This is a genomic window from Streptomyces sp. NPDC040545, from assembly GCF_055595065.1.
Window position 1 is genome coordinate 141,846 of sequence record NZ_JBVIWA010000013.1, and the last position, 13,935, is coordinate 155,780.

15 protein-coding genes are annotated in these 13,935 nt (G+C 70.9%); 14 read left to right on the forward strand and 1 reads right to left on the reverse strand.

What is annotated here, in order from left to right; translation table 11 throughout:
• Positions 1 to 296: 296 nt before the first annotated feature.
• The 5 genes from ACZ573_RS24135 to ACZ573_RS24155 all read left to right on the forward strand — a co-directional run bounded on the left by ACZ573_RS24135 (position 297) and on the right by ACZ573_RS24155 (position 3,482).
• Complete coding sequence (locus tag ACZ573_RS24135; protein ID WP_328962367.1) at positions 297 to 431, forward strand: hypothetical protein; 135 nt, start codon at positions 297 to 299, stop codon at positions 429 to 431.
• A 732-nt stretch (positions 432 to 1,163) separates the two neighbouring features.
• Positions 1,164 to 1,499, forward strand: coding sequence for a hypothetical protein (locus tag ACZ573_RS24140; protein WP_471307363.1), 336 nt, complete (start codon positions 1,164 to 1,166; stop codon positions 1,497 to 1,499).
• Positions 1,500 to 1,795: 296 nt separating this feature from the next.
• Complete coding sequence (locus ACZ573_RS24145; RefSeq protein WP_471307365.1) at positions 1,796 to 2,341, forward strand: hypothetical protein; 546 nt, start codon at positions 1,796 to 1,798, stop codon at positions 2,339 to 2,341.
• Position 2,342: 1 nt separating this feature from the next.
• Positions 2,343 to 2,552: a hypothetical protein gene (locus tag ACZ573_RS24150; RefSeq protein WP_471307366.1), complete on the forward strand. Its 210-nt coding sequence runs from the start codon at positions 2,343 to 2,345 to the stop codon at positions 2,550 to 2,552.
• Between the two features lie 564 nt (positions 2,553 to 3,116).
• Positions 3,117 to 3,482: a PH domain-containing protein gene (locus ACZ573_RS24155; protein WP_471307367.1), complete on the forward strand. Its 366-nt coding sequence runs from the start codon at positions 3,117 to 3,119 to the stop codon at positions 3,480 to 3,482.
• A gap of 14 nt (positions 3,483 to 3,496) precedes the next feature.
• Here the strand turns inward: ACZ573_RS24155 and ACZ573_RS24160 are convergent, their stop codons facing one another.
• Positions 3,497 to 4,408 (reverse strand): SMP-30/gluconolactonase/LRE family protein, encoded by a 912-nt coding sequence (locus tag ACZ573_RS24160; protein WP_471307369.1) that lies wholly within the window; start codon positions 4,406 to 4,408, stop codon positions 3,497 to 3,499.
• A 107-nt stretch (positions 4,409 to 4,515) separates the two neighbouring features.
• Between ACZ573_RS24160 and ACZ573_RS24165 the strand changes: the two genes are divergently transcribed.
• The 9 genes from ACZ573_RS24165 (at position 4,516) to ACZ573_RS24205 (ending at position 13,914) form a co-directional block, all read left to right on the forward strand.
• Positions 4,516 to 4,950: an Lrp/AsnC family transcriptional regulator gene (locus ACZ573_RS24165; RefSeq protein ID WP_471307370.1), complete on the forward strand. Its 435-nt coding sequence runs from the start codon at positions 4,516 to 4,518 to the stop codon at positions 4,948 to 4,950.
• Complete coding sequence (locus tag ACZ573_RS24170; RefSeq protein WP_471307372.1) at positions 4,947 to 5,840, forward strand: DUF2797 domain-containing protein; 894 nt, start codon at positions 4,947 to 4,949, stop codon at positions 5,838 to 5,840. The genes ACZ573_RS24165 and ACZ573_RS24170 overlap by 4 nt, the downstream gene beginning before the upstream one ends.
• A gap of 115 nt (positions 5,841 to 5,955) precedes the next feature.
• Positions 5,956 to 6,294, forward strand: coding sequence for an antibiotic biosynthesis monooxygenase family protein (locus ACZ573_RS24175; RefSeq protein WP_471307374.1), 339 nt, complete (start codon positions 5,956 to 5,958; stop codon positions 6,292 to 6,294).
• Complete coding sequence (locus ACZ573_RS24180) at positions 6,278 to 7,159, forward strand: amidohydrolase family protein (protein WP_471307376.1); 882 nt, start codon at positions 6,278 to 6,280, stop codon at positions 7,157 to 7,159. Before ACZ573_RS24175 ends, ACZ573_RS24180 begins: the two co-directional genes overlap by 17 nt.
• Positions 7,160 to 7,304: 145 nt before the next feature.
• Entirely contained in the window at positions 7,305 to 8,072 is a 768-nt protein-coding gene (locus tag ACZ573_RS24185; protein WP_390799675.1) for a response regulator transcription factor, read from the forward strand.
• On the forward strand, positions 8,072 to 9,610 hold the full coding sequence (locus tag ACZ573_RS24190) for a sensor histidine kinase (protein ID WP_471307380.1): 1,539 nt from the start codon (positions 8,072 to 8,074) through the stop codon (positions 9,608 to 9,610). Before ACZ573_RS24185 ends, ACZ573_RS24190 begins: the two co-directional genes overlap by 1 nt.
• A 25-nt stretch (positions 9,611 to 9,635) precedes the next feature.
• Positions 9,636 to 10,904, forward strand: coding sequence for a bifunctional glycosyltransferase family 2/GtrA family protein (locus tag ACZ573_RS24195; protein ID WP_471307381.1), 1,269 nt, complete (start codon positions 9,636 to 9,638; stop codon positions 10,902 to 10,904).
• Positions 10,901 to 13,114, forward strand: coding sequence for an ArnT family glycosyltransferase (locus ACZ573_RS24200; RefSeq protein ID WP_471307384.1), 2,214 nt, complete (start codon positions 10,901 to 10,903; stop codon positions 13,112 to 13,114). Before ACZ573_RS24195 ends, ACZ573_RS24200 begins: the two co-directional genes overlap by 4 nt.
• 122 nt (positions 13,115 to 13,236) lie before the next feature.
• Positions 13,237 to 13,914, forward strand: a complete 678-nt coding sequence (locus ACZ573_RS24205; protein ID WP_471307386.1) for a TetR/AcrR family transcriptional regulator — start codon at positions 13,237 to 13,239, stop codon at positions 13,912 to 13,914.
• The last annotated feature ends 21 nt before the right edge of the window (positions 13,915 to 13,935 follow it).

Genomic DNA, 13,935 nt, shown 5'->3' on the forward strand with positions numbered 1-13,935 from the left:
GGGCGTCCAGGGGGTGTTCGTACGTGGCGCGCTCCACAGACGTGTGGGTCGACGGCAGACGGGATGGGGGATGTTGGGGTGGGGGGTGTTGGGGTGGGGTCAGGCTCAGGCTGCGGTTTGGGGAGCCGGTGTGGTGGCCGCCGGTCGGCACCGCTGTCCTGATCCCGAGGGCAGCACGGTCTGGGAGGGCGCACAAGGTCGTTCGTACAGTGGCGCGCTCCACCTTGTGCGCCCTCCCAGACCGTGCAGGGGCGGTGCCCATCAGGACAACGGCACCGACCTCGAAGGAGCACACCATGGCCTGCACCGACCCCCAATGCGACAGCGGCATCATCCCCAACCGACACTCCGACGACCCCGAGGACCTCACCCTCTGCCCCACCTGCAACCACGGTTACGACCCCCGCGACCACCACGACTACGCCGGCTGATCTAGCCCCCGGGCCCCGGCGCGAGTCGGGGTCCGCAGGGTTGGCGGTACAGCAGCGACGTACCGCCAATGCTCCTAGGGCAGCAGTACGGCTCAGGCGGGCGCTCAGACGCGGCAACCGTCACATGGCATGCGTGGCCGGGAGCGTTGCCGACTGCGGCCGGGACGGCGTGCCAAAAGACGGCCAGCGGCGAGGGAGGGGTGGCCTCTTGCGCAAGGTCGGCCGACTGCCGGGCTTGAGTAGGGCTGGGCGCCGTACCCCCGCCGTCACGGATGACGGGAGCGTGAGGCGAGCGCACCACCCGGAATGGGCGGGCGGAGAGCTAGCTGCTGCCGCGATGCGGCCTAGGCCGGTGTGGTCGCTCCGCGTCGGTACCGGTTTCGTCGTGGCTGATGAGCGTGTCGTTCAGTCACCTTCGGACAGCGCTCGACCTCTGATTATCTCGACCCTAACCCGGCAGGACACCGGCCGAGGCCGCTACACCGATCGTGCATCAGTGAGAGTGAGGGGTGCGACCTTCGACATGCATCAACGCCACCATGGATCTAGCGTGGTTACTAGTGGTCCTTGACGTTCTGGCTTGTTGACGCACTCAAATCCTGACGTCCATTCAAGCGCATCGCCCCTGCCTGAGCAAAGGGAGTGGCAATGCCCTGCAGTCTCGCGGCACACCGTTCCTGATGGACTAACTGGCGGTCCAGTGTGAACTGTCGAGGCGGAGGTGACGTGACCATGGAACCACTGCCTGATCCAGAGCTTGTTGTGAGCCCGTATCGTAACGACAACTGTGCGTTTCTTCAGCAACAACGTGACTATGAGTCACGGGAAGTGAGGCGCTACAACCTGCTGATCTATCTCGTGTCAGCTGCTGCCGCAGCTGCCCTCATCGTCCTTGTTGGTGCAGCATTCGTGATGAAAGATAAGGAAGCCGTGCTTGCCATTGCCGGTGCAGTAGGAACCCTTGTCGCGGGTGGGGCGATGGTCTTCATTGTTAAGCAGAGAAACATTCATGATCGTCGCGTTACCACTTGGGTCTCGGCCGTCAACAGGAACTGTGGAAGTCCGTGAGAAGGCCAGGTGTCACAAGGGCTCCGGTCGCGAGTGCAGGCCAGACGGTCTCGCTGAATCGTCCGTGATGCAGGGCAGGCACGGTGAAGACCAGGCACGTCCACAGGTCGAGGGCCGTCTCTCTTGGCTCCATGCGTGAGGCCTCGGCAGTCTCGGTTTCCGCCTCATGCAGGCACGTCTCTCAGGGGCGCCATCAGACTTGATGGGCGTGTAGGTCGGGTCGTGTGTCCTGGGGCTTGGATATCGCGTCCCTCGTGTGGACGTGGATAAGTCGGCGCCGCTGGATCGGATCACGCATGATCGAACGTATGACGGCTCAGCAACCGCCCAGCCCACCCGATCCTCCTGACTTTCCAGATCGGCTTAGGCTTCTCTGGGAAGAATTGAGGGACGAGCGGGCGCACCAGCATAGTCGGCTCGACGCTTACAACGTCGCGGCCGCGGCGATGCTCGGCTTCGAGGCGGTCCTTGTGACGTTGGTGCCGGATGTCTCGGTGCCGGTCGGTTGGCGGGTCGGCACGATGGTGCTGCTCTCGTTGAGCATCGTTTGGCTACTTTGGTGCCTTGTTGGCAGGCCTCAAAAGGGCCCCAAGGCCTGGCGCCGCCTTACGCGAGGAGAGCCGGTACGCGTGGAGCCCCGGGAGCTCGCCACGTACCTTTCCCAGCCCGCAAGCCAAATGATCAAGCAATTGTATGTCAACGAAGCGAACTGGGTCCATCGAAACAATCAATGGCTGCTTTCGCCCAAGCGACGTACTCTACAGATGGGTGTTGCTTTTTTTGCGCTGGCCTTCCTAGTCCTATTGGGAGGCGCGGTGCACCAGTACTACAGGAGTCGTTGACATGCCTCTACTCCAGCACCACCACGGAAAGACCCCGCGAATGCGAGCGAGCGGAGACGCCGAGACGGACCAGCCCGCGCCGCTTCAGGTCGAGGTCGTGCTGGCGGACGGCACCAAGGGCATTGTGGCGCTTCCGAGCGTTGACGAGGAAGCCTTCGGCGGATTGGGTGTGCCCTCTTCTGTGGCCGCGGATTACTCGGCCGACGAGTGACCTGCATGCGGCGTGGCGTCTCCGCAACCAATCGGGACCGGAGCCTGCGCCAGGTTCACGGCAGGGCCGCTGCAGGAGAAGGCAGCCAGACGCTCTGGGGCCGAGCATCGTCGCGAGTGACGCTGGCCGGGCCATGCTGGCCGACCCGTAGGCACTGAGTTTGCGTCGGACGCTGCGCGGCCGAGCCCATAGCCACAACGTAGCTGTACAGCAGTGCCGTACAGCAGCCTCAGTAGACGCTACCGTCCAGCCGTGTCCGTCTAGGTTCTTGAAACAGCTGGTATGACCGTCGCTGACCGATCCGGCTAGAGCTACGGATCAGAAGGTTGCAGGTTCGAATCCTGCCGAGTGCACAGCAGGACAGAGGCCCCCAGGAGAAATCCTGGGGGCCTCTGTCGTATGTCCTGACGGCCCGCCGTCTCCTCCTTGATGGGGACGGGGTCCCCCGGAGGATGTCAGGGCCGGGATGGCTCCGGCGGGTGACGTGGACGAGGGGCCGGCCTCGGTACGGTTTCTGGAGATCGTCCGAAGCCGGAGATCCGGAGCTGGAAAACGGGGGCACTCATGGGACTGTTCGGGAACGCGCACACCGTCGACCCTGTGTCGGCGCAGCGGGACTACGCGCGGCTGCTGGGGCAGGGGGAGCAGGTGCATGCCGCGTACCTGCTGATCCGGGACACGATCCTGTTCACCGACCGGCGGCTGGTGCTCGTCGACAAGCAGGGGCTCACGGGGAAGAAGGTGGAGTACCACTCCATCCCGTACCGGAGCATCACGCACTTCTCCGTCGAGACCGCCGGGCACTTCGATCTCGACGCCGAGCTCAAGATCTGGATATCCGGCAGCTCGGTGCCGATCGAGAAGACCTTCACCAAGGGCGTCGACATCTACGAGGTGCAGGCGATCCTGACCCAGTTCGTCGCCCGGTAGGCGGCGGCTCGGCCTCAGAGGACCCGGGGCAGGCCGGTCACCGACATCACCAGGGAGTAGAGGGAGGTGGTGGCGGTGATGAAGAGGCGGTTGTTCTTGGCGCCGCCGAAGGCGATGTTCGAGACCGGTTCGGGGACGCGGAGACGGCCGATCAGGGTGCCGTCCGCGGCGTAGCACTGGACGCCGTTCTCCATCGCGGCCGCCCACAGCCGGCCTTCGTCGTCGAAGCGGATGTTGTCGACCCCGAGGCAGGTGGTGAAGACGCGGTCGTCGGTGAGGGTGCCGTCGTCGGTGACCTTGAAGGCGCGGATGTGGCCGGCCCGGGTGTCCGCGGCGTACAGCTCGCTCTCGTCGGGGGAGAAGACCAGGCCGTTGGGGCCGAGGAAGCCGTCGGCGACCGTCCGGACCTCGCCGGTCGAGGGGTCGGCCCGGTACAGGTTGCAGGCGCCGATCTCGCCGGGTGCGCGGTGGCCCTCGTAATCGCTGGTGATGCCGAAGTCCGGGTCGGAGAACCAGATGGAGCCGTCCGAGCGGACGACCGCGTCGTTCGGGCTGTTGAGCCGCTTGCCGTCGAAGCGGTCGGCGATGACGGTGAGGCTGCCGTCCGGTTCGGTGCGGGTGACGCGCCGGTTGCCCTGCTCACAGGTGATCAGGCGGCCTTCGCGGTCCAGGGTGTTGCCGTTGGAGTGGCCGGCCGGGGAGCGGAAGACGGAGACGGCTCCGGTCGCCTCGTCCCAGCGCAGCATCCGGTCGTTGGGGATGTCGCTCCACACCAGTTGCCGCCAGGCGGGCAGGTAGAGCGGGCCCTCCGCCCAGCGGCAGTCGCCGTAGAGCCGGTCCAGCCGGGCGTCGCCGTTGGCGCAGCGGCCGGTCCGGAAGCGTTCGTCCAGAATCTCGTACAAGGTGAGCTCGGCCATGGCAGACATGATTCCCCCTGGAAGAGTCTTGCCGAATATTGTTCGGCTCGATGGTGAGATTGCAGGATCAGGTACCGTCTTCGCAAGGGTCGACCGACCCATGAGAGGAAGATTGCGTGGACGACATCGACCGTGCGCTCGTCCTGCGCCTGCAACAGGACGCCGGCCAGTCGTACGCCGCTCTCGGCACGGCCGTCGGGCTCTCGGCGGGAGCCACTCACGAGCGGGTACGGAAGCTGCGCGAGCGCGGGGTGATCCGGCGGACCACCGTCGACGTCGACCCGGCGGCCGTCGGCAGCGGAGTCCTGGCCTACGTGATGGTCGACTCCAGCGCCTGGATGGGCGAGTCCGGTGCCGACTTCGCCGCGATCCCCGAGATCCAGGAGGCGCACATCATCGCGGGCAGCGCGTCCGTGCTGGTCAAGGTACGTACGGCCTCGACCGAACAGCTGCAGGACGTGTTGCGCCGGCTCTATGCCATCGACGGCGTCAGCGGGACGCACGCCACCGTCGTCCTGGACACCTTCTTCGAGCGGCCGCTCCCGCTGTGACCTGGTGGTGCACCGGAATCCGGTGGAAGGACGGCCGACCCGCCATCGGGTGGTACGGGGAGGGGCGCGGCGAGCGGGTGAGCGAGCTCGCGTACGGGCAGCGGATCGCCTTCGCCGCCCGTGGGGAGCGGCACTGCCTCGGTGTGCGGCGGGCCGGGAAGCGGACGCCCTGCCCCACCGCGGATACCGTGCCGGGCCGCGCCGGGAACGCGCAGTGCCCTGAATGCGCCCGTCTCGACCGGTCGTTCTCCGTGGCGGCCGACACCAACGCCGCCGATCCGCGCACCTACCGGGTCTACCTGGCCTGGTTCGGGCCCGGCATGGTCAAGGTCGGGATCACCGCCGAGGAGCGCGGCCCGGCCCGGCTGCTGGAGCAGGGAGCGGTGGCATGGACCTGGCTCGGCCGCGGTCCGCTGATGGCCACCCGGCGCACCGAGGAGCTGCTGCGGGCTGCGCTGGGGGTGCCCGACCGGATCGCGTACGCCCGTAAGCGCGGAGTGCGGGCCCACCTGCCGGCCGCGCCCGATCGGGCCCGGGAGGTCGCCGAGCTGCACGCACGGGCGGCGGCGCTGGCCGGGTGGCCGGAGTCGCTGGAGCGGGTGGAGTGCGAAGTGTCCGACCACGCGGGGGCGTTCGGGCTGGACGCCCTGCCGGGCCTGCCCGGGCCGGCGCGGGTGCTCACCGAGATGGTGTCCGGCGGGTCCGTCGTGGGCCGGCTGGCGGGCGCGGCCGGTCCCGATCTGCACCTCGCCGACGGGCTCGTGGTGGACACCCGGCTGCTGGCGGGCTGGGAGCTGACCGCTCCCGGGGACGAGGCCGTGACCGCGGTCCCGACGGCGCAGATCCCGTCCGCCTCCGCGGCTCCCACCGAGCAGGGCGGGCTGTTCTGACACCGGCGGACCGCGGCTCGGACCGTGGCGGCCATGGTCAAAACTTGGATCCCTTCGGCCTTTCGGGGCCGATTCCGGTGGACACGCCAGGGGCGCTCCGCCGAGGGTGTTCGACATGACCACTCAGCCGGTACCGGCCTTCGAACCGCCTTATGTCATGGCCGTTTTCAGCAACATCCGCACCGACGACGACAGCGGATACCCCGAGGCTCTCGCACGGATGAAGGAGATCGTCCGGACGAACCCGGGATACCTCGGCTACGAGTCCGCGCGTGACCCGGGAGGCCTCGGCATCACCGTCGCCTACTTCCGCGACCACGAGTCCCTCACCGTGTGGCGCGAGGACCTGGAGCACCAGGCGGCCATGAAGCAGGGCCGCTCCGACTGGTACGAGAGCTACACCCTGCACGTCGCGACCGTCGAGCGGAGCCATGGTTATGTCCGCAACGGCTGAGGCGGTCCGCGCCTTCCGGGAGCGGCTCGGGCTGCCCGGACTGGTCGACGTCCACACCCACTTCATGCCCGAGCGGGTCCTGGACAAGGTGTGGGACTACTTCGACGCGGTCGGCCCGCTGACCGGCGTCGAGTGGCCCATCACCTACCGGCACGAGGAGGATCAGCGCGTCGCGCTCCTGCGGGAGTTCGGGGTCCGGGCCTTCACCGCCATGCTCTACCCGCACAAGCCGGCGATGGCCGCCTGGCTCAACGCCTGGTCCGCTGATTTCGCCGCCCGCACCCCCGACTGCCTGCACACCGCGACGTTCTTCCCGGAGGAGGGCGTGAGCACGTACGTCCGCCAAGCCGTCCAGTCCGGAGCCCGGATCTTCAAGTCGCACCTCCAGGTCGGCGGCTACGACCCGAACGACGACCGGCTCGATCCCGTCTGGGGGCTGCTCGCCGAGGCCGGCCTACCGATCGTGATCCACTGCGCCTCCGGCCCCGTCCCGGGCAAGCACACCGGACCCGAGCCGATCGCCCGGCTGCTGGCCCGCCACCCGAGGCTGCCGCTGGTCATCGCCCACATGGGCATGCCCGAGTACGCCGATTTCCTCGACCTCGCCGACCGGTACGCCGAGGTGCGCCTGGACACCACCATGGCCTTCACCGACTTCTCCGAGCAGATGTGCGGCTTCCCGCCCGGGGATCTCGGACGCCTCGCGGACCTCGGCGACCGGATCCTCCTCGGCACCGACTTCCCGAACATCCCCTACCCCTACGAGCACCAGCTCGCCGCGCTCGAACGGCTCGGCCTCGGCGACGACTGGCTGCGGGCGGTCTGCCACGACAACGGCGCCCGGCTGTTCCGCCTCGACGGCTGAGGCCCCTGCGCCCTTTCCCTGCGCCCTGCCCCTGTGCCCTGCCCTGCCCGGCCCGTCGCCCTGCCTTCCTTCCCCGGGTTCCTTTCTCAGGAAATTCACAGGAAGGCACAAGAACGCTCTCAGAGGCACGGGACAGCGTTTCGGTATGACTGCGACGACCACCTCCCATGCGTCCACGTCCACCAACCACCCCACGGCCCTGGTGCGGCCCGACGGCGGCCCCTGCCGGGTACTCGTCGTCGACGACGAGGCCTCGCTCTCCGAGCTGCTGTCCATGGCCCTGCGCTACGAAGGCTGCGAGGTCCGCACCGCCGGCGACGGGGCGGGCGCGGTACGGGCGGCACGCGAGTTCCGGCCCGACGTGGTCGTCCTCGACATCATGCTTCCCGACATGGACGGCCTGGCCGTCCTCGGGCGCCTGCGCCGGGAGATCCCCCAGGTGCCCGTGCTGTTCCTGACCGCCAAGGACTCGTTGGAGGACCGGATCGCGGGCCTCACGGCGGGCGGCGACGACTACGTCACCAAGCCCTTCAGCCTGGAGGAGGTCGTGGCCCGCCTGCGCGGCCTGGTCCGGCGCTCCGGCGCGGCACAGGCCGCACGCGGCGGTTCGGTGCTGACCGTCGGCGATCTGCGGCTGGACGAGGACAGCCACGAGGTGGTGCGGGGCGGCCGGGAGATCCACCTGACCGCCACCGAGTTCGAGCTGCTGCGCTACCTGATGCGCAACCCCCGGCGCGTGCTGAGCAAGGCGCAGATCCTGGACCGGGTGTGGTCCTACGACTTCGGCGGCCAGGCCAATGTGGTCGAGCTCTACATCTCCTACCTGCGCAGGAAGCTGGACAGCGGGCTCGGTATGCCGCCGATGATCCACACCCGGCGCGGCGCCGGTTACCTGATCAAGCCGGCCGAGTAGTGGCCTTCCGCACGAAACGGCGGCCGCGCGGCCGCCGGCCCTGGTCGCTGCGTACCCGGCTCGTCGTCTCGGCCGTGGCGCTGATCGCCGTCGTGGGTGCGGCCATCGGGACCGTCACCACCTTCGCCCTGCGCTCGTACCTGGTCACCGAGCTCGACGATCAGCTGAAGGCTTCCGTGAGGATGGCCGTCCGGGCGCCCGGCGGGAAGCCGGCCCGGGAGAACAGCGCCGGCTTCGTCATGGCTCCCGGCAGCCCGCTGGACGCCGCCGGGATCCGGCTCGATCCCGCCGGGACCGTCCTCGGGACGGCCCGCAACGTCCGCGCCGAGGGATGGTCGGTCGAGCAGCCGCCGCCGCTGACCGAGGCCCAGGGCAAGGCCCTCGCCCGGGCCGCCCGGACGGTCGCGGACGGCAGGCCGGAGCCGGTGGACGCGGAGCTCCCGGGCCTCGGCGGCTACCGGGTGCTGCTCGCGCCCGACGGCACTCTCGCCCTCGGTTTCCCCCTGAGTGACGTCGACTCCACCGTGCGCGCCCTGATCGGAGTGGAGCTGTGCGTCACCCTGGCCGGGCTGATCGCGGCCTCCCTCGCCGGGCAGGCCCTGGTCGGGGTCGCGCTGCGCCCGCTGCGCCGGGTCGCCGCCACCGCCACCCGGGTCTCCGAACTTCCCCTGCACAAGGGCGAGCCCGCCCTCCACGAGCGGGTCCCGGACGCCGAGGCCGACCCCCGCACCGAAGTGGGCCAGGTCGGCGCCGCCCTCAACCGGATGCTGGGCCATGTCTCCTCCGCGCTCACCGCCCGCCAGCAGAGCGAGATGCAGGTCCGGCAGTTCGTCGCCGACGCCAGCCACGAGCTGCGCACCCCGCTGGCCTCCATCCGCGGTTACGCCGAGCTGACCCGCCGGGGACGGGAGGAACCCGGCCCCGACACCCGGCACGCCCTGGGCCGGATCGAATCCGAGGCCACCCGGATGACCGGCCTGGTCGAGGACCTGCTGCTGCTGGCCCGGCTCGACGCCGGCCGTCCGCTCTCCACCGGTGAGGCCGACACCGACCTGGCGCCGCTCGTCGTCGACGCCGTCAGCGACGCCCGGGCCGCAGGCCCCGAGCACCACTGGCGCCTGAGCCTGCCCGAGGATCCGGCCCCGATCCGGGCCGACCCGGCACGGATCCACCAGGTGCTGGTCAACCTGCTCGCCAACGCCCGTACGCACACCCCTCCGGGCACCACCGTCACCGCGCACGTTTCACGTGAAACATCCGCCGTCCGGCTGCGGATCGAGGACGACGGGCCCGGCATCGCACCCGACCTGCTCCCCCGTGTCTTCGAGCGCTTCGCCCGCGGCGACGCCTCCCGCTCCCGCGCGGCGGGCTCCACCGGACTCGGGCTGGCCATCGTCCAGGCCGTGGTCACCGCGCACGGCGGCCGGGTCGGCGTACGGAGCGAGCCCGGACGGACCTGCTTCGAGGTCCTGCTGCCGCACGCTCAGCCGGACCGGACGGACTCACAGGCAGGGCACAGGCTCAGCACACAGCGGTGACAGGGCGCCCCGCGAGTCTCGGAACATGCGAACCGACACCTCTACCGGGGCCCTTCCGGCACGGGCGCCCCTCGCGCCCGTGCCCGGCGAGCCCGTCCTCGACGTGGTGATCCCTGTCTTCAACGAGGAGAAGGACCTCGGCCCGTGCGTCCGCAGACTGCACGAGCACCTCAGCCGGACCTTCCCCTATCCCTTCCGGATCACGGTCGCCGACAACGCGAGCACCGACCGCACTCCCGAGGTCGCGCGGGGGCTCGCCGCCGCGCTGGACGGCGTACGCAGCACCCGCCTGGAGGAGAAGGGCCGGGGCAGGGCCCTGCGCCAGGTGTGGTCCGGTTCCGACGCTCCCGTCCTCGCCTACATGGACGTGGACCTCTCCACCGACCTCAACGCCCTGCTGCCGCTGGTCGCACCGCTGATCTCCGGCCACTCCGACCTCGCCATCGGCACCCGCCTGGCCCGGTCCTCGCGGGTGGTGCGGGGTGCGAAGCGGGAGTTCATCTCGCGGGCCTACAACCTCCTCCTGCGGTCCTCCCTCGCCGCCCGGTTCAGCGACGCGCAGTGCGGATTCAAGGCGATCCGGCGCGAGGTCGCCGAGCGGCTGCTGCCGCTGGTGGAGGACACGGGCTGGTTCTTCGACACCGAACTGCTCGTGCTCGCCGAACGGGCCGGGCTGCGGATCCACGAGGTGCCGGTGGACTGGGTCGACGACCCCGACTCCACCGTCCACATCGTCCGGACCGCCACCGAGGACCTCAAGGGCGTCTGGCGCGTGGGCCGGGCCCTGGCGGTCGGCGCGCTCCCGCTGGACCGGCTCGCCCGCCCCTTCGGTGACGATCCGCGCGACCGCGCCGCACTGCCCGGGGTGGAGGGCGGACTCGCCCGCCAGCTGCTCGGCTTCTGCGCCGTCGGAGCGCTGTCCACCGTGCTCTACCTGCTCCTGTACTCCGCCTTCCGTTCCGGGACCGGCCCGCAGTTCGCCAACGGCGCCGCGCTGCTGCTCTCCGCGCTCGCCAACACCGCCGCCAACCGCCGGCTCACCTTCGGGGTGCGCGGCCGGGACCGCGCCGTGCGCCACCAGGCCCAGGGCCTCGTGGTGTTCGGCATCGGGCTAGCCCTCACCAGCGGCTCCCTCGCCGCGCTCGGGGCGGCCACCGCCGATCCCGCGCACGGCACCGAACTGGCCGTTCTGATCACCGCCAACCTCGCCGCCACCGTGCTGCGCTTCCTGCTCTTCCGCGCCTGGGTCTTCCCCGAGCGGCGCGACACTCCCGTGAAGGACGACATCCGATGACCACGGCAGCACCCTCGCTCTTCCCGGTCCCCGAGGTCCGCGCCGGTACCGGCCGCCGCGTGGCGGCCGACCGCCCCCGCTGGGAACTCCCCGCCCTGGCCGGGCTGCTGATCGCCACCGCCGCCCTGCTCCTGTGGGACCTCGGCTCCTCCGGCTACGCCAACTCCTTCTACTCCGCCGCCGTGCAGGCGGGCAGTGAGAGCTGGAAGGCCTTCTTCTTCGGCTCCTCCGACGCCGGCAACTCCATCACCGTCGACAAGCCCCCGGCGGCCCTGTGGCCGATGATGCTGTCCGTCCGGCTCTTCGGGCTCGGCGCCTGGCAGATCCTCGTACCGCAGGCCCTGATGGGCGTCGCGACCACCGGTGTGCTGTACGCCGCCGTGCGCCGCCAGTTCGGTCCCGCGGCCGGGCTGCTGAGCGGCGCCGCCTTCGCGCTCACGCCCGTCGCCGCGCTGATGTTCCGCTTCAACAACCCCGACGCGCTGCTGACCCTGCTGCTGACCGTCACCGTGTACTGCGTGCTGCGCGCCCTCGACGGGGCCCGCACTCGGTGGCTGGTCTGGGCGGGGGTGGCGGTCGGCTTCGCCTTCCTCACCAAGACCCTGCAGGCCTTCGTCATCCTGCCGCCCCTGGCCCTCCTGTACGCCGTCTGCGCGCCCATCCGGCTGCGCAAGCGGCTCGGCCAGTTGCTGCTGGCGGGGCTCGCGATGGTGGTGGCCGGCGGCTGGTGGGTCGCCGTCGTCGAGCTGTGGCCGGCCTCCTCCCGCCCGTACATCGGCGGCTCGCAGAACAACTCCTTCCTGGAGCTGACCCTCGGCTACAACGGCCTCGGCCGGATCAACGGCAACGAGACCGGCAGCGTGGGCGGCGGCGGCCGGGGCGGCGCCGGTGGCGGCGGTGGCGGCGGCTGGGGAGAGACCGGCATCGACCGGCTCTTCTCGGGCAACATCGGCGGGCAGATCGCCTGGCTGCTGCCGGCGGCCCTGGTCCTGCTGGTGGCCGGTCTGCTGATCACCTGGCGGGCCCGCCGGGCCACCGACTCGCTGGAGGGCATGGCCCGGGCGGCGTTCCTGGCCTGGGGCGGTTCGATGCTGATCACCGCGGCTGTCTTCAGCTACATGCAGGGCATCTTCCACGAGTACTACACCGTGGCGCTGGCGCCGTTCGTGGCCGCGCTGATCGGCATGGGCGTCGCCGTGCTGTGGGAGGAGCGGGGCGGCAAGGCCGCAGCGCTCACCCTGTCCGGCACGCTCGCCCTGACGGCGGTCTGGTCGTACGTGCTGCTCGGCCGCGCCACCGGCTATCTGCCGTGGCTGCGCTGGGCGGTCCTGGTGGGCGGGCTGCTCGCCGCGGCCGCGCTGCCGTTCGCCGCGCGGGCCGGGCGCCGGGCGCTGCGGGCCACGGCGGCGCTGGGCGTGGTGGCGGCGCTGGCCGGGCCGCTCGCGTACTGCCTGACCACGGTGAGCACGGCGCACACCGGTTCCATCGTGACCGCCGGACCGGCGGTGGCGGGCGGCCGCGGCGGACCGGGCGGGATGATGGGCGGCCCGGGCGGCTTCGGCGGACCGGGCGGGATGATGGGCGGCCCGGGCGGCTTCGGCGGACCCGGCGAGAGGATCCAGGGCGGCCAGGGCCACCAGGGCGGGATGCCGAACGGCGGCCGACCGGGCGCCGGGCAGCAGGGAGGTATGCCGCCGCAGGGCGCGATGCCGCGGGGCGTGATGCCGCAGGGCCAGGGCGGTGCGGGCGCAGGGCGCGGCGGCGAGCGGTTCGTCGGCGGCCAGGGCGGTCCGGGCGGCCTGCTGAACGGCGCCCGGGTGAGCGCGGAGGCCAAGAAGGCCCTCACCACCGACGCCGACGAGTACACCTGGGCGGCGGCCGCGATCGGCGCCCAGAACGCGGCGAGCTACCAGCTGGCCTCCGGGGCGCCCGTCATGCCGATCGGCGGCTTCAACGGCAGCGACCCCTCGCCGACCCTGGAGCAGTTCCAGAAGTACGTGCGGGACGGGAAGATCCACTGGTTCATCGGCCAGAGCGCCGCCACCGGCGACGCCGAGGGCGGCATGCCCGGGGGCGGCGGCCCCGGCGGCGGTCGGGGCGGACCGGGCGGGGGCACCAGCTCGGACATCGAGACCTGGGTCAAGGCCACCTTCAAGGCGTTCACGGTCGGCGGAGCCACCTTCTACGACCTGACGGCTCCGACGGCCTGATCCGGTCCCACGGCAGCGGACCCCGCCCGCTGTTCCGGCCCGATCGGCAAGACACCCCCTAGCATCAAGAGGGCGGACCGGGCATTCCGGGCTGATCCACCTGTCGTGAGGAGGGTGCCTGCATGGTGACCGCGGCCGATCCCGGCGAGACCCGCACCAGTGTGTGGCTGGCCGCCAGGCCTGCCGCACCGACCAGACGCCGCAGCGAGGCACCCTCCGGGCTGGACCGGGAGCGGATCACCGCCGCCACCGTGCGGCTGCTCGACGCCGACGGGCTGGCCCGGTTCTCGATGCGGCGGCTCGCCGCCGGGCTCGGGGTGACCGCGATGTCCCTGTACTGGTACGTGGACACCAAGCAGGATCTGCTCGAACTCGCCCTCGACAGCGCGCTGGGCGAGCTGGAACTGCCGCCCGAGACGGCGCCGGGTGCGGCGGAGACCGCGGCGGTGAGCGCGGTGGAGAGCAGTGAGCCGGGCTGGCCGGGGCGGCTGCGGGCGCTGGCCCGCGGCTACCGGCGGGTGCTGGCGGACCACCCGTGGGTCGCCCCGCTCACCGCCGGGTTCCCGAACATCGGCCCGCACGCGCGGGCCTTCGACGCCGCCCTCCAGCGGCTGCTGGACGCCACCGGCCTGGTGGACGCCGCCCGCACCGGCGCCCACCTGGCCGTCTCGCACTTCCTGCACGGATGCGGCGGGACGGTCCGGCGGGCGCCGGAGGGCGACTTCTGCCTCGCGCTCGACATCCTGATCGCGGGTATCGAGGCCAAGGTTCCGCCGGGCGGGGCCCGGCAGGATCCCTAAGAGGCGGACGAGGCCTTGACG